This window comes from Saccharothrix sp., assembly GCF_031180885.1.
Classification (GTDB): domain Bacteria; phylum Actinomycetota; class Actinomycetes; order Mycobacteriales; family Pseudonocardiaceae; genus Actinosynnema.
Genome location: NZ_JAPSLK010000049.1, coordinates 1 through 17,518 on the forward strand (window position 1 = coordinate 1; position 17,518 = coordinate 17,518).

Consider the following 17,518-nt stretch of genomic DNA (forward strand, 5'->3'; position numbering starts at 1 on the left):
CGCCAGGACGACCAGCAGCGCGGCCGCGCCGGACCGGAGCCTCCCGCCCACGCCGGCCGGCCCCGCCCCGTCACGCGCCGGTCGCTCGATGCGCCCACCGTACCCCCACCTCGCCGACCGCGGCGCGCGGTAACCGGTGCCCGGTCGGCGAGCCGTGTACCGTTGGGGGCAACCGCGGAAGCCGCTGCCAGACCGGTCGGCACGCCGCTTCCCCGCCTTTTCCGGCCGTCCGGCCCGCCCGAGGTCCGGACGTGCTTCGCGCCGACCCCGGTCCGACCGAGCACCGCTCGCCACCGGGTCGCTCTCCCAGTCAGGTAGTGCCTTTCATGAGTTCATCCACACTCGCCGCACCGAAACCGTTGTTGGCCGAACCCCGTACCCGCACCGAGATGTTCGTCATCCGGGCGTTTCTGGTGATCCCGTTCGCCGCGCTCATCGCCGCCGTCCCGCTGACCTGGGGATGGGGGCTGAGCTGGGTGGACCTCACGCTCGCGGCGGTGTTCTACACCGTGTCCACCCTGGGGGTGACGATCGGCTACCACCGGTACTTCACCCACGGCGCGTTCAAGGCCAAGCGCGCGCTGCGGGTGGCCCTGGCCGTCGCCGGCGGCCTGGCGGCGCAGGGCCCGGTGATCGGCTGGGTGGCCGACCACCGCCGCCACCACGCCTTCTCCGACCGCGAGGGCGACCCCCACTCGCCGTGGCTGTTCGGCACCTCACCGATCGCGCTGGCACGCGGGTTCTGGCACGCGCACATGGGGTGGCTGTTCGGCCGCGACACCACCAACGTCGACCGGTTCGCGCCCGACCTGCTGGCCGACAAGGACATCCGCCTGGTCGACCGCCTGTTCCCGTTGTGGGTCGCGCTGAGCGTGGCCCTCCCGACCGTGCTGGGCGGTGTCATCACGCAGTCGTGGTGGGGCGCGCTCACAGCCTTCCTCTGGGCCGGCCTGGCCCGCATCTCCTTCCAACACCACGTCACCTGGTCGGTCAACTCGATCTGCCACATGATCGGCGACCGCCCGTTCACCGCCCGCGACCGCTCCGCCAACTTCTGGCCGCTGGCGATCCTGTCCATGGGCGAGTCCTGGCACAACTCCCACCACGCCGACCCCACCTGCGCCCGCCACGGCGTCGACCGCGCCCAACTCGACGTGTCCGCCCGCGTCATCTGGGCGTTCGAAAAACTCGGCTGGGCCTGGCAGATCCGCTGGCCCCGCCCCCACCGCCTGGCCGCGCTGCGCGTGGACACCCGATGAGAACCGACCGGTTGGTGCTGCGCGCCTGGCGCACCGACGATGCCGAGGCGGCGCTGGGCATCTACGGCCACGCCGACGTCGCGAGGTGGCTGAGCCCCGCCATGGACCGCGTCCCGGACCTGCCCGCCATGCGCCTGCTGCTCCAGCAGTGGATCGCCGAGGACGCCCGCTTCGCCGAGCCCGGCGGTCGCTGGGCGGTGGAGCGCGCCGCCGACCACGAGGTGATCGGCGGCGCCGTCCTGCTGCCCCTGCCACCGGGCAACGAGGACTGGGAGATCGGCTGGCAACTGCACCCGGACGAGTGGGGACAGGACTACGCGGGCGAGTGCACGTTCGCACTCGCCTCCTGGGCGTTCGCCCACGGTCTGGACGAGGTCTTCACCGTCGTGCGCCCCGACAACACCCGCACCGCCGCCGCGGTGCGCCGCAACGGCATGCACTGGGTGGGCGAGACCCGCAAGTACTTCGACCTGGACCTCCAGGTGTTCCGCCTGCGCGCGGCCGACCTCGACCGCACCGCCCACGAAGGCCACCGCCCACCGAACTACACCTGACCATCCCGCCGGCCCGCGGGCCGGCGCCGCGGTGTCGGGAGCGGCTCCTGGAACAGCGGCTGGTCGTCGCCGCGCGGCGAGGTGGTCCGCGCCGGTCGATGGACGTCGGGGTGGCTGAACAAGCTGTCGCGGGCGTGCTTCACCGGATGGTTTCCGGCAGGTGGTCCAACACGTGCACAACGCGCACCGCGACCTGCCGCGCCGCCTTGCCGTCCAGGTCGGACAGTTCCTGAAGCGTCCTCCGCACGAGGTCGACCCGTGCTTGGTAACGTGAAAGATATTGCACTGTCAGGGTTTCCGTCCTTCTCCGCGTCCTCGCGGCTCAACGCGAACGATGTCGGAGCCGTCTCACGACGCGGGGTGTTCGGGCGACCGCACGGTGGTCTGGCCCGATGAGCACGACGCTCCATCCCGGATCCCCGGTTGACGCCGTTCCGACGCCTTTCGCCCATCGCCGGCATGGCGGTCGTCAGGGGAGGTCACGCCCGGTTTCCCGTTCGCGCGGGCGGGTAGCCCACCCTCGGCAGTGCTCTTCTTGACGGGAGTCGGGATGACGCGAGCGCGGATGACCGCACCTTCCCCGGTGCGCGTGGCGACCCTCGCCGTGAGCGCGGTGTTCCTGGTGGTCGGCGCAGCGGGTTTCGTCCCGTGGGTGGTGACCGACTACGGCGAGCTGCGGTTCGCCGGCATGCACTCGCACGCCCTCCTCCTGGGCGTGTTCGAGGTGTCGATCCTGCACAACCTCGTCCACCTCGCTTTCGGTGTCACCGGTGTGCTCCTGGGCAGGACGGTGCGCAGCGCGACCCTGTTCCTGGTCACCGGCGGCGTGATCTACCTGCTGCTGTGGGTGTACGGGTTGTGGATCGACGAGGACAGCGTCGCGAACGCCCTGCCCGTCAACGAGGCCGACAACTGGCTGCACCTCGTGTTCGGCGTCGGCATGATCGCGCTCGGGTTGAGGCTGGGCAAACCGGCCAAGCCCGCGCGATCTCGTGCCTGACGCCCGCCCACGCCCGACCGGACGATCTCACACCCTCCGCCCTGCCCGTACCCCGAAGACGCTCGGCCGGTGAGGACAACCACCCTGAACGCCACCGCCACGCCCCACGCGGGCGCGTTTCCGCGCACGCTGACCACCGTGTCTCCTCTGCGCGGCACCATCCGGGTTTGACAGGCTCGGTGGACGGGCACTTCCAGGTAGGTCGACCGGCCGTTGGGCAGGTCGGCGACAACAGCTCGGCCACGGTGGCACGTCCGCAGCCGACCAGGGCGTCGCGACCGGCGGAGGGCCTTGGGGACAATCCCGCTCGGGTGTCGGGTTCAGGAGGCGGACATGCTGGTACTCGTGATCATCCTGCTGGTGCTGTGGCTCATCCTCTCGATCGTCGGCTTCGCTCTCGAAGGACTGATGTGGCTGGGGATCATCGGCGTCATCCTCTTCGTGGGAACGGCCGCGGTGGGAGCGATTCGACGCCGGGCCATCCGACGCTAGCCGGCGGCTCGCCCCGCGCCAACCGTCTCCCGATCACCCGCACCGGTCGGAGCAGCCCGGCCGGCCGCCCCCTCGGCACGCGCACCCGTCGCTGGCGACCGACCGGCAGACCGGTGCTCGTCGGCCGGCGGGACCGGCGGAGCCGGCCGCGGGACCTCGGGGTGGCTGAACAACCCGTCCACGGTCACCGGATGCTCTCCGGCAGGTGGTCCAACACGTGCACCACGCGCACCGCGACGTCCTGCGCGGTCTTGGCGTCCAGATCGGACAACTCCTGCAACGTGGTCCGCACGAGATCGACTCGTGCTTCGTACCGTGAAACATACTGCGGTGACATGGGTTTCCGTCCTTCTCCACGCCCTCGGGGCTCAACGCGAACGATGTCGGAGCCGTCTCGCGACGCGGGATGTTCGGGGCGAACTCGACCGAGTCGACCCGATAACGACAAGGCTACACCCCTTCGGACCACTCAACGGCGCTGGGCGCGTCGGTCATGGGCAACCGCGCAGGGCGCGGTCGGCCTCGTGGAGGCACGTTGCCGGGTTGGGGAGGCCGATGCCGCCGCTCTGACCAGGTCGTGGGCCGGTGACCGGCGACCAAGTCGAGCACCTTGCGGCGAAACCCGGTTGGGTACCGCTTGGGCATCGTGGGCTGTCCTCCGGGCTACTGAGATGAGTGATCACCCAGTAACCAGGCTCCGCCGTCGGGAGGGCGTTGCCTTGGCTGGTCCTCGGGCTGGGAGGTCGCGACATCCGAGTCCGCGAAGGGTGAGCCCTCCCGTCGTCGGGAGCGTCACGGCGCAGTGCCGGTGGGCCGGGGCGCGGAGACTCCGGCCCACCGGGGCACCCTACGGGGCTGGATAGTGCGCGATGTACACCGGCACACCGCCCTTGGTCATGTCGGCCGCGTCGCCAACGCCGTTGACGACGTGGTCGATCGTGCCTGCGTTGAGGTTGACGGTCATGATGTGGTGCAGCTTGACGCCGGGGGTCTGGGGAACCTCGAAGCCGTTCTCGGTGTGGATCTGCGGATTGTTCTGGTTGAAGACGTAGACCCCGCCGCCGTGGAGGCTGTGGCTCTTCACGTGGTCGCCGACCTTGTAGCCGGCCCAGCCCTCCACGTCGCCGTTCATCCAGTCGGCCTGGGTCGGCGGGTCGTACGGCAGCTCGTTCTGGTACAGGATCGTGGTGCCGTGGTCGCCGTTCCAGACGGTGTTGTACTGCTGGAAGTGCTCGACGAACAGGCCGGTCGCGGTCACGTGGTCGCCGTTGACGACGACGCCGTTGCGGCCGATGTTGGTGTTCCAGCGCTCGGTGTTGGTGAAGCCCTCGACACCGTGGTCGGCGCGCCACACCCACGTGTGGTCGATGAGCACGTTGTCGCTGTTGACCTCAAGCGCGATGTCGGTGCTGCCGGCGTGCGGTCCGCCCACGCGGAAGTACACATCGGACAGGGTCGTCGGGTTGTCCGCCGAGCTCCGGCGCGGCCCGTGCTTCCCGCCCACTCTCAGCAGGACCGGCGACTTCTCGGGGCCCGCGTCGATGGTCACGCCGGCGACGACGACGCCGGGGACGTCGGCGACGGTGAGCGGGGTCGAGCCGTGGACGGCGGTGAGCGTGGCGTGCCCGAGGCCGAGGACGACCGTGTCCGGGCGCTTGATCTCGATGCTCCGCGCGATGTCGTACACGCCGGGTGTGAGCAGCAGGTGCTTGCCGCGCGCGAGCTGCTTGTTGATGACCTGCGCCGAATCCGAGGGCTTCGCGACGAAGAAGTCGGTGATCGGCAGCGTGCGGCCGGGTGTCATGCCGTTGGCCCATGAGATGCCGCGGGTGTCCTTGCGGGCGGCGGGTACGCGGATCTTGTACCTGCCCTGCGCGTCGGCGTACAGGTAGGGCTTCTCCCGGCTGACGGGAGTGGCGTCGAGGGTCGTGTAGGGCGGACTCGGGAACCCGGCGTCGTCCGGTGCGCCGACGACGCCCGAGAAGACCTGGTTCCACACGCCGTTCGACCAGCCGGCGACCTCGCTGTCGCGGGTCAGCCACTGCTGCTGCGATCCGTTCGTGACGGACGGCAGCCTGGAGTCGGCGATGAAGCCCCCGCTGGCGTACTGCGGGCCGGCGGTGCAGTAGTCCATCAGCGACAGGTTGCCGCCGCTGATGTCGAGGCGGCGCAGGGACACCGCCTGGGAGACGGCCCAGAAGTTCGCCGACGACCTGCAGCCGTCCTGGCCGGTTGCGGTGACGTTGATCGACAGGTTGGACAGGGTGCGCCAGAAGTTGACCAGGGCGAGGCAGTTGGCGGTGCCGCCGGCGGCCAGGCAGCGGTTGTAGACCTCGACCTTGCCGTTGATGACGACGTCGGTGGGCGAGGCGCCCAGGCCGGCGATCTCGGTGTAGTAGCCGACCTTGATCTGGAGCGGCTGCTCCGCGGTGCCGTACGTGCCGGGCTTGAACAGGTAGGCGTGGCGCGCGGTGCCCATCTCGTCGTCGACCCGCGCGGCGTGCGCCGCGTCGAGGGTCGCCTGGATCGCGCCGACCGGCATGCCCGGGTCGAAGACGGTGACGTTCGGCCCGAGATCGGGGATCCCGGGGGCCGGCGATGCGGCGGTGGTGGCGGGCGTTCCCGCCGTCATGACGGCGGTCGCCAGCACGAGACCGAACGTGAACGCCCGGCGGACGCGGGCACGCCTGATGAGACTCCCGTCGCCGGGAGGCTGGTTCTTCATGTGGTTGTCCCTTTCCGCCGCGTGCGCAGCGCTGCATGGGCAGGAGACATCGGGGTGGATGAGGTCTTTGGACGCGCGGCCGGCAACCCGTCGGACGGTGAGAGCGCTCTCGGGTGCCGATGTTTCTAGCGCGTCAACCGCCGGATCACAAGTGCCCGATCCAAGGCGGTGGCGGGCCGGTCCGCGCGGACGTGCGTCCACAAAGGACCGTCTGTTCGGGCCGGAGGGCGTTGGCCCCGTCACGTACCGGTAACGACTGTTGACCTGATCGACACATGGGCATATTGTCTCCGTCAATCGATTAACGTCAATCGTTTAACGGGGAGTCATGGCAGCCACTCTGAAGGACGTCGCTCGTCGCGCCGAGGTGTCGGTCGCGGCTGCGTCGCTGGTGTTGTCCGGCAAGGGCGCGGGCCGGATCGCCGAGGCGACGGCCGAGCGCGTCCGGACGGCGGCGGCGGAGTTGGGCTACCGCGGTAACCGCGCCGCCCGCAGCCTGCGTACGCAGTCGGCTCCGCTGCTGGGGCTGTTGAGCCTGGGCGTGGCCACTCAGCCCTACGCCGGAACGATGCTCGAAGCCGCCCAGTTCGCCGCGCGGGAGCACGACTACGACTTGCTGTTCATCGAGGTCGGCACCCCGGAAGCGATCGCCGAGAACCTGCGCCTGCTGGAGGAGCACCAGGTCGCGGGCATCCTGGTGGCTTCCTACTTCCACCGCGAGTTGGCCCTGCCCTCGCAGCTGCCCGCGCCCACCGTTCTCGTCGACGCGGTGTGCCCGGACCGCGACATCGACTGGGTGGTGCCCGACGAGTACGGCGGCGAGAGCGAGGTCCTGGAGGAGCTCGCCGGTGCGGGCCACCACCACGTCGGGTGGATCTGCGAGAGCCGGCGGTACCCCGCGACCACGTTGCGAACCAAGGCGTTCGAGGACGCCGCCGCGCGCCACGGTTGGGACGACGACCCGCACCGCGTCGTCCTGACCGAGGGCACCAACGCCGCGGACGGCTACGCGGCCATGCTGCGGCTGCTCGAGCAATTCCCGAAGGTGACGGCGGTCGCCACCATGACCGACCGCATGGCCATGGGGGTCTACATGGCCTGTTTCGAGCGGGGCATCCGCGTGCCCCGGGACATGTCGATCGTCGGATTCGACGACCAGGTCCTGGTGTCGGAGGCGCTCCGTCCCGGACTGACCACCGTGGCGCTGCCGCATCGCCAGATGGGCACGTGGGCGGTGGGCCGGCTCATCGAGCGCATCGAGTCGGCGGAGGACCTGGCGGTCAGCCAGGTTCGCATCAACGGCGGCCTCGTCGTCAGGGGCTCGGTCGCCGCTCCGCGCGCCGGTCGGGTCAGGACCAGCGCGCGGAGGTGAGCAATACCCATGCAACGGCGCAGCCGTTGCCTCGCTTGGAGGGCATCATGTCGATACTAGCCCGGAACCTTCGCGTGGCCGCCTTGGGCGTCGCCGGTGCGCTGGTGCTGGCCGCGTGCGGCGGTGGGACGAGCGCGGGGCCGAACGGCTCCGCCGCGGACACGCCCGGTGGCAAGACCAAGGTCACCATGTGGACGCACAACGCCGGCAACGAGGTCGAGCTCAAGCTTGTGCAGCAGGTCACCGACGACTACAACGCATCGCAGGACAAGTACGAGATCACCGTCCAGGCGTTCCCCCAGGCCTCCTACAACGACGCCGTCGTGTCGGCCGCGGCGTCCAAGAGCCTGCCGTGTCTGCTCGACGTCGACGCCCCGATCACGCCGAGCTGGGCGTACGCCGAATACCTCCAGCCGCTGACCGTGGCCGCCGAGCTGACCGACCCGCTGCTGCCGGGGGTCAAGGGGATCTACGAGGACAAGCTGTACTCGGTCGGCTTCTACGACGCCGCTCTCGGCATCCTGGCGCGCAAGTCGGTCCTGGAGGACAACGGCATCCGGATCCCCTCCGTCGACCAGCCGTGGACCTCGGAGGAGTTCGACGCGGCCCTCGCCAGGATCAAGGCTTCCGGCAAGTACGACTACCCCCTTTCCCTGGCCACCGGCTGGCTCGGCGAGTGGTACCCCTACGCCTACTCTCCGCTCCTGCAGTCCTTCGGCGGCGACCTCGTCGACCGCTCCGATTTCTCCACCGCCGAGGGCGTTTTGAACGGCCCGCGGGCGGTCAAGTGGGGCGAGTGGTTCCAGGGCCTGTTCAAGAACGAGTTGGCCAACCCCAAGGAGTCCGTCGACGGCACGGACTTCGTGCAGGGCAAGGCCGCGATGCAGTGGGCGGGCTCGTGGAGCGTCGGGGACGCGATCAAGAAGTACGGCGACGACACCCTCGTCCTGCCGCCGCCCAACCTGGGCAAGCAGCCCTACATCGGCGCGGGCTCCTGGCAGTGGGGGATGTCCGCGACCTGCCGGACCCCCGAGGCGGTCAACGGCTGGATCAGCTTCGCGTTGCAGGACAAGTACCTGTCGGCGTTCAGCGAGCAGCTCGGCAACCTGCCCGCCTCCGCCGGCGCGCAGGCGCTGGGCACGAAGTTCAAGGAAGGCACCAAGGAGAGCGCCTACCTCCAGTTCGCCCGCAAGTACGCGCTGATCCGCCCGCCGACACCCGCCTACCCGTTCATCGCCAAGACCTTCGAGAAGGCCGCGCAGGACATCATCGCCGGCGCCAACGTGCAGGACACGCTGAACACCGCCGTCGACGCCATCGACAAGAACCTGGCCGAGAACAACAACTACCGGTGATCGGCCCGGGTCCGGGGTGTGCCGCCATCCACCCCGGACCCGCCCCACCTGTGAGGTCCACGTGTCCCTGACGCATGCCCGCCGCGAACCGAAGCGATCCGTCACCTACATGCGGGGTCGGCCCAGCCGATGGCCGGGCCGACCAGCCGACCGCCGCAAGACCGAGGCGAGGGTGGGACGGCTGTTCACCGCCCCGGCGATGTTCCTGCTGCTGATCTTCCTCATCATCCCGATAGCCCTGGCCCTCAGCCTCGGCTTCACCGACGCCAAGCTGTCCTCGCCGCAACCCACCCGCTGGGTCGGCCTGTCCAACTTCGAAGAGCTCCTGAGCATCAAGCAGCTCACCCTCGACGAGGCCCGCGTCCGCGAGCTCGCCGGAGCCGACGGCACCGTCCGCACCGCCCTGCGCAACCTGACCAAGAACGGCAGCGGAACCCCCTACGAGGGGATGTCGGTGCTGTCGGACTCCGTCGCCGCCGACGGCAAGAGCGGCAGCTTCTGGCTCGCCGGCGACCCGCTGTTCTGGAAGTCGCTGCGCAACACCGCCGTGTTCGCCCTCGTCGTCGTCCCCCTCCAGGGAGGGCTGGGCCTGTTGCTGGCGCTGCTGGTCAACAGGAAATTCCGGGGACGGGTGTTCTTCCGCACGGTGTTCTTCCTGCCCGTCGTGATGTCGATGGTCGTGGTGTCGATCCTGTGGGCCTTCCTCTACGACAAGGACGGACTGATCAACAACGCGATCAAGGCGGTCCACCCGTCCTGGGATCCGGTCGCCTTCCTCGCCGAACCGTCCACGGCGCTCCCCGCCATCATCGTCATGTCGATCTGGCAGGCCGTCGGCTTCCACATGATCATCTGGTTGGCGGGGCTGCAGACCATCCCGGCCGAGCTGTACGAGGCCGCCAAGATGGACGGCGCGGGCCCCTGGCGCACCTTCACCTCCGTCACCTGGCCGGGTCTGCGGCACACCTTCGTGTTCGTCCTGGTCACCATCACCATCGCCGCTCTCGGGTTGTTCACCCAGATCAACGTCATGACCAAGGGCGGGCCGTTGGACTCCACCTCCACGCTCGTCTACCAGGCCTTCGCCGAGGGCTACGGCAAGCAGCGCATCGGGTACGCCTCGGCCATCTCCTTCGTGTTCTTCGTGCTCGTGCTGTGCGTCGCGCTCATCCAGCGCCGGCTGACCAGGGAGAAGGACGCATGACCACCATCAAGGCCCGCCGGACCCTCGCGCGCACCGTCTTCTACGCCGCTTGCGCGCTGTTCGCGCTCGCCTTCCTGCTGCCCATGATCTTCATGATCGTGTCCAGCTTCAAAGGCAAGGCGCAGATCTTCGAAGACGTCGAGTCCGTCCGGGCGTTCCTGCCGGTGGGCGACGTCGGCACCGACAACTACCAAGGACTGTTCAGCCGGGTCCCGCTCGTCCGCTTCTACGCCAACTCCCTGCTCGTCTCGTTCCTCGTCGTCGGGCTCGGGCTGGTGATCAACAGCCTGGCCGCCTTCGGCATCGCCCGGATGCGCTGGCGCGGGCAGGGCGTCGTCATGGGGGTGCTCATCGCGACCCTCATCGTGCCGTTCGAGACGGTCGCGCTCCCGCTGCTGTACTGGGTGAACAACCTGCCCTACCCCTCCTTCGCCGGCGGGACGCCCGAGCTCACCACCGGCTGGATCAACACCTACGCCGTGCAGATCGTGCCGTTCATCGCCAACGCGTTCTCCATCTTCCTTTTCGTGCAGTTCTTCAAGACCATCCCCCGCGACATCGACGAGGCCGCCTTCATCGACGGCGCGAGCTTCTTCACCGTCTACCGGCGCATCGTCGTCCCGCTGAGCGGCCCGGCCTTCGCCACCAGCGCCATCCTCACCTTCCTGCCCATCTGGAACTCCTACCTGTGGCCCACGATGGTGGTACAGGACGAGAGCCTGCGGCCGCTCCCCGTCGGCCTGGACTACTTCTTCCAGTCCAACACCGTCGAGGGCGTGCCATGGGGCCAGATCATGGGCTACACCACCCTGGTCACCCTGCCGATCATGGTGCTCTTCGTCATCTTCCAACGCAGTTTCGTGGCCAGCGTGGCCAGCAGTGGAATCAAGGGGTAATCAATGTTGCGACTGGCGGACAGCTGGATCTGGGACTCGTGGTACGCCTACGACGGCGCGCTGCACCACGTGTTCTACCTCCGGGCATCCCGCGGCCTCGGCGACCCCGACCGCCGCCACCGCCACCCGAGCGTCGGCCACGCCGTCTCCGCCGACCTGCGGGACTGGACGGTCCTGCCCGACGCCCTGACGGTCTCCGACTCCCCGGCGTTCGACGACTGGACCACCTGGACCGGCAGCGTCGTACGCGACGACGCCGGGCTGTGGTGGATGTTCTACACCGGCACCAGCCGGCAGGACGGCGGCGGCGTCCAGCGCGTCGGCGTCGCCACCTCGGCGGACCTGCTGATCTGGCACAAGCACGCGCCGCAGACCGTCCAGGAGGCCGACTCCCGCTGGTATGAGAAGCACGGCCGGTCCGCCTGGCCCGAAGAAGCCTGGCGGGACCCGTTCGTCTTCCGGGGCGAGGACGGCCAATGGCACATGTACGTCACCGCCCGCGCCGGCCACGGCGATTGGCGAAGCCGTGGTGTCGTCGGGCACTGCACCTCCACGGACCTGGAGCAGTGGCACATCCGGCCGCCGCTGACCGAGCCCGGCGCCGGGTTCGGCCACCTCGAGGTCATCCAGGCCGAGGTCGTCGACGGCACGCCCACCCTGATCTTCTCGTGTGCGCACGCCCACCTCGACGACGACGCCCTCCGTCGTTACGGCACCGGCGGGATTTTCAGCGTCACCGGCCCCAGCCTGCACGGTCCCTTCGACATCTCCACCGCCCGGCTGTTCCCCGACACCTCGCTCTACGCCGGTCGCCTCGTCCAGCACGAAGGCCGCTGGCACCTGATGGCGTTCCGCGACCTCGTCGACGGCCACTTCGTCGGCGAACTCGCCGACCCGGTCCCCGTCACCAGTACGCCGGATTCGGGCATGGTGGCCGCCGACGAGCGCAGCGCGGCCCACCGATAGGTCCTTGCCCCAGGTACGGCGAAGGAGGACGGGTGGCGCCGCTCCCGCACGTCGTCGGGGGGCGTTCGATCGAAGTCCAGCAGCCGCAACGGCCGCCCGCACGAGCACGCCGGGCGGCCCTGCCGGCCGAGTGCGAGAAAGGCACGCGGGACGTCGAGGGCTTGCGCCTCCCGGCAGGGCGAAGAGGAAGACGGTTGGGGAGGTGGGGTTGGGGTGTGTGGAGCTTGTTGTGGGGGACGGGGTAGAGCGTGCCTGTGGGGTTTCAGAAGTCCGCCGGAGCGCGTGCGCACGCCGTTCACGCTGGAGATCAGGAGGGCACCGGCGGCTGACGCACCGCGGCACCGGGCGTGCCGACATCCTTGCACCACAGGGGAATTCCACGTCGACAGGCATGCCGAAGCCGTGACGTCGGCATTCGTTGACACCGCGTCCACGGCGTCGGCATGATGGCGGCCAGTCACGACGGCGGTGTGCGCAGCTTGGGCTGTCGAGATCGACCCGCGCGTCGCTTCCTGGGGTGGAAGGCTGCACAGTGATCGATGACAGACCGGTGGACTCTGCGCTCTACTCGACGCATCGCGACTTCTTCGACGCCACCCGGCCCGAGACGCCGTGTCTGCTCCTCGACCTCGACATCGTCGCCACCCGGTACCGGGAACTGCGCGCCGGTCTGCCGGATGCCGCCGTCTACTACGCCGTGAAGGCCAACGCCGACCCGGACCTGTTGCGGCACTTGGTGGAGCTCGGCTGCGGCTTCGACGTCGCCAGCGTCGGGGAGGTCGACGCGTGCCTGGCCGCGGGCGCCGACCCCGCGTCGATCTCGTTCGGCAACACGGTGAAGAAGGAGTCGGCGATCCGCTACGCGCACGAGCGCGGCGTCCGGCTCTACTCGGTCGACTCGGCCGCGGAGCTGGAGAAGGTCGCGCGGGCCGCGCCCGGCGCGGAGGTCTGCTGCCGCTTCATCGTCCACACGACCGGCGCGCAGTGGCCGATCAGCCGGAAGTTCGGCTGCACCGAGGAGGACGCGGTCGCGCTGCTGCGCGACGCGGTGTCCCTCGGACTCCGGCCGCGCGGCACGACGTTTCACGTCGGGTCGCAGCAGCGCGAGCCGGACAGCTGGGCGAACGGTGTCGCGACCGCCGGGCGCGTCGCGGCCAAGCTGGCCGCCGAGGGGATCGAACTGGACCTGCTCAACCTCGGCGGCGGGCTGCCGGTCCGCTACGAGGCGACCGTACCCCCGCTGAAGACCTACCTCACCGCGATCGAGCGGGCCGTCGCGGAGTCCTTCGCGACCCGACCCGCGCTGATCGTCGAGCCGGGCCGGTACCTGCCCGGCGACGCCGGGATGATCCGGTCCGAGGTCGTGCTGGTGACCGAGCGGGAGCACGGCCTGCGCTGGGTCTACCTCGACGTCGGCCGGTACAACGGCCTGATCGAGACCGACGACGAGGCCATCACGTTCCCCGTCGTGGCGGTCCGCGCCGACGGCCGGTTCGCCGACGAGGCGGCGCCCGTCGTGCTCGCGGGGCCGACGTGCGACAGCACCGACGTCCTGTACGAGCGCACACCGGTGTCGCTGCCCGTCGACCTGCGACCGGGCGACCACGTCGACATCCTCGCGACCGGCGCCTACACGACGCCGTACGCGTCCGTCGGGTTCAACGGCTTCCCGCCGTTGCCCAGCCGCTGCTTCAGGTCCACCGACCACTAAAAACCGGTGCGCCACAACGGAACTCCGCAGGAGAGGAGCCGCTGATGTCCGACGAGTACGCCTGGGCGTTCGACGGGAAGCGTTACCGGATGTACCGCTTCCCGAAGGAAGTCGAGCGGGGCATCAAGGAGCTCAACCGCAGCGACAACTGGCACGCCGCGCTGGCCTGGCTGGAAGACCTCGTCTGGATGGCCTTCTGCGCCTGGCTGTGCCTCGGCGTGTCCTACTGGTTCTACCCGTTGGCGGTGCTGGTGATCGGCGCACGCCAGCGCGGGCTGTCGACCATCCTGCACGACTGCGCGCACGGCATCGGCGCGTCGAACCGCAAGCTGCAGATGTTCATCGGCACCGTGCTCACCGCGTACCCGATCTTCCAGCAGCACTACGCGTACAAGATCTCCCACGTCTTCACGCACCACCCGAAGCTGGGCAACCCCGAGGGCGACCCGGACCTGAGGTTCTTCATCGAGCAGCGGGCCTACGAGATGTCCTCACCGCGCGCGTACGTGCTGCGCACGGTCATCATGCCGTTGTTCGGCACGCAGACGTGGGCCTACCTGAAGTACCTGGTGCGCAACCGCTACCGGCTGCTCAAGCAGGGCCGCGTGCGGTCCGCGGACGCGCCGCAAACCCCGATCGGCAAGCGCAAGCGGGTGCTCGACCGCGTCGGCTTCTGGGTGTTCTGGACGACCGTCGTCGCGGTGTGCGCGTCGCAGGGCTGGACGCTCGAACTGCTGCTGTTCTGGGTGGTGCCCTACTTGACCAGCTTCCAGATCCTGGGCTGGTACATCGAACTGTCCGAGCACACGCCCCTGGTGCGCGACTCCAACGTGGACCTCTACATGACGCGCAACCGCAAGAGCCGCGGGTGGGAGAAGTTCCTCACCGGCATCCACAACGACAACTACCACCTGGAGCACCACCTCGACCCGCGCACACCGTTCTGGAACCTCGGCAAGGCGCGGCTGGTGCGGCTGGCCGACCCGAACTACGCGGCGGTCGACCGGCAGTTGGGCGGCCTGTTCACCAAGGGACCCGAAGGGCAGCAGAGCGCGATCAGCGCCATCGTGGAGTCGATGACCTACAAGCCGGAGCAGCCGCATGTCGCCGCCTGAGCGGGCGAGGTCGGCCGGGAAGGCCTACCGGCGGGTCGAGTCGGGCGTCGTGCACGGCGGCGCCGAGCTGCGGTTGGGCATCACCGACCCGGTGGTGACGCCCATCTTCCAGACCGCGGCGTACGAACTGCCCGACGCGGCCACGGCCGCGGACATCTTCGACCTGCGCGTCGACGGCCACGCCTACACGCGGTTGAACAACCCCACGTGCGACGTGCTCGAAGCCAGGATCGCCGCGGTGGACGACGCGCCGGCCGCCCTGGCCGTCTCCTCGGGGCAGGCGGCGATCACCCTGGCGCTGCTCAACATGTGCCAGGCGGGTGACAACATCGTCAGCTCCAACGAGTTGTACGGCGGCACGTGGAACCTGCTGGCCAACACCTTCGCCCGGTTCGGCATCGAGACCCGGTTCGTCAGCCCGGACAAGCCGCGGAACTTCGCCGACGCCACCGACTCGCGCACCCGGTGCTACTTCGGCGAGACCCTGCCCAACCCGAAGCTGCGGCTGTTCCCGATCGAGGAGGTGGCCGGGATCGGCGAGGAGCTCGGCGTGCCACTGGTGCTGGACAACACCATGTTGCCGCTGGTGTGCCGCCCGCTGGAGTTCGGCGCGCACATCCTGGTCTACTCGGCGACGAAGTACATCGGCGGCCACGGCAGCGCGCTGGGCGGCCTGATAGTCGACTCCAACCGGTTCGACTGGGCGCGGCACGCCGAGCGGCACCCGCTGCTCACCGAGCCGGACCCGGCGCACGGCAACGTGGTGTGGACCGAGGCGGGCGCCAACCTGGACAGCTCGCTCGGGCGGAGCCCGTTCCTGCTCAAGGCCCGCGAGACGCTGCTGCGGGACCTCGGGCCGTGCCTGAGCCCGTTCAACGCGTTCCTGCTGATCCAGGGCATCGAGACGCTCCCGCTGCGGATGCGGGCGCACGGCGGGAACGCCGAAGCGGTGGCGCGGTACCTGGCCGACCAACCGTCGGTGGTCTCGGTCCGGCACCCCGCCCTGGGCGACGCCGGGGAAGTGGCGCGGCTGCGGCGGTACACCGGCGGCAACGGCGGTCCGCTGGTGCAGTTCGAGCTGGCGGGCGGGCTGACCGCGGGCACGCGGTTCATCGAGGCGCTGCGGATGATCTCGCACGTGACCAACATCGGCGACGTGCGTTCGATGGCCACCCACCCCGCGTCCACCACGCACGCCCAGCTGCCCGAGGAGGACCAGCTGGCCGCGGGCGTGTCGCCCGGGTCGATCCGGCTGTCCATCGGCCTTGAGCACGTGGACGACCTCATCGCCGACCTGGCGGGCGCGCTGGCGGTGGCAGGGTGACCGGCAAGCCGCTGGTCGCCCTCGCCGCGGCGGCGGAGCAGGTCGACGGCGTGCCGCACGTGGCGGTGCGCGAGGTGTACGTGCGGGCGATAGAGCAGGTGGCGGGCTGCGACGTCGTGGTGATCGGCGGGCCCGCCCCCGGTCTGGCGCACGTGGTGGACCGGTTCGACGGCGTGGTGTTCGGCGGACACCAGAGCAACGTGCTGCCGCGGTGGTACGGCGGCGAACCTGGTCAGGGGCCCGCCGACCGCGATCGGGACGAGCTGGCGCTGAGCGTCATCCCCGCCGCGCTGCGCGCGGACGTCCCGGTGCTGGGCATCTGCCGGGGCCTGCAGGAGCTCAACGTCGCGCTGGGCGGCACCCTGCGCGACGTCACCGGGCACACCGAGGACCTCTCGCTGCCCCGGGACGAGCAGTACCTGCCCGCGCACCCGGTGCGCCTGACCAAGGGCGGTGTCCTGCGCGGGCTGCTCGGCGAGTCGAGCGTCGAGGTCAACTCCTTGCACCACCAGGCGATCGACCGACTCGCGCCCGGCCTGCGGGTCGAGGCGGTGGCGCCGGACGGCGTGGTGGAGGCGGCCTCTGCCGAGGGTTCGACGTTCTGCCTGGCCGTGCAGTGGCATCCCGAGTGGTACGCGGCGACGGATGTGGTGTCGGTGGCGTTGTTCACCGGGTTCGGCGCCGCCGCCGCGGCCCGCGCGGCGCGGCGGGCGGTGGTCTGACGGACCGTTCGCCGCACGCCGGTGGCCATCATGTCCGCGGCGCACCGCCGTCGACCCCGGCCACGCACAGCAGTCGCGGCGAGAACAGCTCGTAGGGCCGCCCGTCGTAGCCGCCCAGCGTGCGCACCGGGTTCAGCCCGCCTGCCCGCAGCACGGCGAGCAGCTCGTGCAGGCTGTACATCCGGTAGTCCACCACCACGTGCTCCCGCTGCGCGGCGACCGACCGGCACGTCCAGCGCAGTCGGCTCGTGCGCGGGTCGAACACGTTCTGGTGCAGGACGACCTCGCCGTCGATCTCCTCGTAGTCCCGGATGACGAACCCGTCGCCCGACGCGAACTCCGACGGGAAGAAGTTCCGGACGAACCAGTCCCGGTTGACGACGTCGACGAGCAGCCGCCCGCCGGGCCGCAGCACGCGCGCGATGGCGGCTGCCGCGCGGACGTTGTCCTCGTCGCGGTCGAAGTAGCCGAAGCTGGTGTACATGTTCACGGCCGCGTCGAACGACTGGCCCGGCAGAGCGGTGAGGTCGCGCATGTCGGCCCGCACCACGTCCACCGCCACGCCGTGCTCCACCGCGCGCCGCCGGGTGGCGTCCAGGTAGTCCTCGCTCAGGTCCACGCACGTGACCCGGTGCCCGCGCGCCGCGAGCGACACGGCGTGCCGCCCGGTGCCGCACGGGACGTCGAGGACGCGGGAGCCCTCCGCCAGGCCCAGCTCCCGCTCGATCAGCGCCACCTGATCGGCCGTGGCCTCCGCCGCCTGCTCGTGCAGGCGGCGCAGGCCGTGCTCGCTGCCGAACGCCGTCGCCCACCAGCTCGCCAC

General features: G+C 70.0%; 17 protein-coding genes. 13 read left to right on the forward strand and 4 right to left on the reverse strand.

Features of this window, described 5'->3' with window-relative positions; genetic code table 11:
• The first annotated feature begins 326 nt into the window (after positions 1–326).
• Entirely contained in the window at positions 327–1,259 is a 933-nt protein-coding gene (locus tag RIN75_RS34260) for an acyl-CoA desaturase (protein WP_309116233.1), read from the forward strand.
• Entirely contained in the window at positions 1,256–1,813 is a 558-nt protein-coding gene (locus tag RIN75_RS34265) for a GNAT family N-acetyltransferase (RefSeq protein ID WP_309116234.1), read from the forward strand. The genes RIN75_RS34260 and RIN75_RS34265 overlap by 4 nt, the downstream gene beginning before the upstream one ends.
• 139 nt (positions 1,814–1,952) lie before the next feature.
• On the opposite strand, the gene RIN75_RS34270 is transcribed toward RIN75_RS34265, so the two are convergent.
• On the reverse strand, positions 1,953–2,099 hold the full coding sequence (locus tag RIN75_RS34270; protein WP_309116235.1) for a DUF6307 family protein: 147 nt from the start codon (positions 2,097–2,099) through the stop codon (positions 1,953–1,955).
• A 279-nt stretch (positions 2,100–2,378) separates the two neighbouring features.
• Here RIN75_RS34270 and RIN75_RS34275 point away from each other — a divergent pair, with 279 nt between their 5' ends.
• A complete protein-coding gene (locus RIN75_RS34275; RefSeq protein ID WP_309116236.1) occupies positions 2,379–2,813 on the forward strand; it encodes a DUF4383 domain-containing protein in 435 nt (144 codons plus the stop codon).
• 333 nt (positions 2,814–3,146) lie between these two features.
• The gene (locus tag RIN75_RS34280; RefSeq protein ID WP_309116237.1) at positions 3,147–3,305 is read left to right on the forward strand and encodes a hypothetical protein; all 159 of its coding nucleotides are present in this window, start codon (positions 3,147–3,149) and stop codon (positions 3,303–3,305) included.
• A 184-nt stretch (positions 3,306–3,489) separates the two neighbouring features.
• On the opposite strand, the gene RIN75_RS34285 is transcribed toward RIN75_RS34280, so the two are convergent.
• Positions 3,490–3,642 carry a DUF6307 family protein gene (locus RIN75_RS34285; RefSeq protein WP_309116238.1) on the reverse strand — a complete coding sequence of 51 codons (153 nt, stop codon included), beginning with the start codon at positions 3,640–3,642 and terminating at the stop codon, positions 3,490–3,492.
• Positions 3,643–4,152: 510 nt separating this feature from the next.
• Entirely contained in the window at positions 4,153–6,030 is a 1,878-nt protein-coding gene (locus RIN75_RS34290; protein WP_309116239.1) for a hypothetical protein, read from the reverse strand.
• A 328-nt stretch (positions 6,031–6,358) separates the two neighbouring features.
• Here RIN75_RS34290 and RIN75_RS34295 point away from each other — a divergent pair, with 328 nt between their 5' ends.
• The 9 genes from RIN75_RS34295 (at position 6,359) to RIN75_RS34335 (ending at position 16,695) form a co-directional block, all read left to right on the forward strand.
• Complete coding sequence (locus RIN75_RS34295; RefSeq protein ID WP_309116240.1) at positions 6,359–7,402, forward strand: LacI family DNA-binding transcriptional regulator; 1,044 nt, start codon at positions 6,359–6,361, stop codon at positions 7,400–7,402.
• Positions 7,403–7,449: 47 nt separating this feature from the next.
• Positions 7,450–8,757 (forward strand): extracellular solute-binding protein, encoded by a 1,308-nt coding sequence (locus RIN75_RS34300; protein ID WP_309116241.1) that lies wholly within the window; start codon positions 7,450–7,452, stop codon positions 8,755–8,757.
• A gap of 172 nt (positions 8,758–8,929) precedes the next feature.
• On the forward strand, positions 8,930–9,961 hold the full coding sequence (locus tag RIN75_RS34305; protein ID WP_309116242.1) for a sugar ABC transporter permease: 1,032 nt from the start codon (positions 8,930–8,932) through the stop codon (positions 9,959–9,961).
• Positions 9,958–10,857 (forward strand): carbohydrate ABC transporter permease, encoded by a 900-nt coding sequence (locus RIN75_RS34310; protein WP_309116243.1) that lies wholly within the window; start codon positions 9,958–9,960, stop codon positions 10,855–10,857. Before RIN75_RS34305 ends, RIN75_RS34310 begins: the two co-directional genes overlap by 4 nt.
• A 3-nt stretch (positions 10,858–10,860) precedes the next feature.
• A complete protein-coding gene (locus RIN75_RS34315) occupies positions 10,861–11,823 on the forward strand; it encodes a glycosyl hydrolase family 32 (RefSeq protein WP_309116244.1) in 963 nt (320 codons plus the stop codon).
• 550 nt (positions 11,824–12,373) lie between these two features.
• A complete protein-coding gene (locus tag RIN75_RS34320; RefSeq protein ID WP_309116245.1) occupies positions 12,374–13,534 on the forward strand; it encodes a type III PLP-dependent enzyme in 1,161 nt (386 codons plus the stop codon).
• Positions 13,535–13,578: 44 nt separating this feature from the next.
• Positions 13,579–14,649 carry a fatty acid desaturase family protein gene (locus tag RIN75_RS34325; protein ID WP_309116246.1) on the forward strand — a complete coding sequence of 357 codons (1,071 nt, stop codon included), beginning with the start codon at positions 13,579–13,581 and terminating at the stop codon, positions 14,647–14,649.
• Positions 14,636–15,973, forward strand: a complete 1,338-nt coding sequence (locus RIN75_RS34330) for a PLP-dependent transferase (protein ID WP_309116247.1) — start codon at positions 14,636–14,638, stop codon at positions 15,971–15,973. Before RIN75_RS34325 ends, RIN75_RS34330 begins: the two co-directional genes overlap by 14 nt.
• Complete coding sequence (locus RIN75_RS34335; RefSeq protein WP_309116248.1) at positions 15,970–16,695, forward strand: gamma-glutamyl-gamma-aminobutyrate hydrolase family protein; 726 nt, start codon at positions 15,970–15,972, stop codon at positions 16,693–16,695. The genes RIN75_RS34330 and RIN75_RS34335 overlap by 4 nt, the downstream gene beginning before the upstream one ends.
• Positions 16,696–16,723: 28 nt before the next feature.
• Here the strand turns inward: RIN75_RS34335 and RIN75_RS34340 are convergent, their stop codons facing one another.
• Positions 16,724–17,518: a methyltransferase domain-containing protein gene (locus tag RIN75_RS34340; protein ID WP_309116249.1), complete on the reverse strand. Its 795-nt coding sequence runs from the start codon at positions 17,516–17,518 to the stop codon at positions 16,724–16,726.

Excerpts from the sequence above, each read along its gene's own strand:
- RIN75_RS34325 (WP_309116246.1), top strand. The coding sequence starts at position 13,579 with ATGTCCGACGAGTACGCCTGGGCGTTCGACGGGAAGCGTTACCGGATG.
- RIN75_RS34310 (WP_309116243.1), top strand. The coding sequence starts at position 9,958 with ATGACCACCATCAAGGCCCGCCGGACCCTCGCGCGCACCGTCTTCTAC.
- RIN75_RS34295 (WP_309116240.1), top strand. The coding sequence starts at position 6,359 with ATGGCAGCCACTCTGAAGGACGTCGCTCGTCGCGCCGAGGTGTCGGTC.
- RIN75_RS34275 (WP_309116236.1), top strand. The coding sequence starts at position 2,379 with ATGACCGCACCTTCCCCGGTGCGCGTGGCGACCCTCGCCGTGAGCGCG.
- RIN75_RS34260 (WP_309116233.1), top strand. The coding sequence starts at position 327 with ATGAGTTCATCCACACTCGCCGCACCGAAACCGTTGTTGGCCGAACCC.
- RIN75_RS34280 (WP_309116237.1), top strand. The coding sequence starts at position 3,147 with ATGCTGGTACTCGTGATCATCCTGCTGGTGCTGTGGCTCATCCTCTCG.
- RIN75_RS34330 (WP_309116247.1), top strand. The coding sequence starts at position 14,636 with ATGTCGCCGCCTGAGCGGGCGAGGTCGGCCGGGAAGGCCTACCGGCGG.
- RIN75_RS34315 (WP_309116244.1), top strand. The coding sequence starts at position 10,861 with ATGTTGCGACTGGCGGACAGCTGGATCTGGGACTCGTGGTACGCCTAC.
- RIN75_RS34300 (WP_309116241.1), top strand. The coding sequence starts at position 7,450 with ATGTCGATACTAGCCCGGAACCTTCGCGTGGCCGCCTTGGGCGTCGCC.
- RIN75_RS34285 (WP_309116238.1), bottom strand. The coding sequence starts at position 3,642 with ATGTCACCGCAGTATGTTTCACGGTACGAAGCACGAGTCGATCTCGTG.
- RIN75_RS34290 (WP_309116239.1), bottom strand. The coding sequence starts at position 6,030 with ATGAAGAACCAGCCTCCCGGCGACGGGAGTCTCATCAGGCGTGCCCGC.
- RIN75_RS34265 (WP_309116234.1), top strand. The coding sequence starts at position 1,256 with ATGAGAACCGACCGGTTGGTGCTGCGCGCCTGGCGCACCGACGATGCC.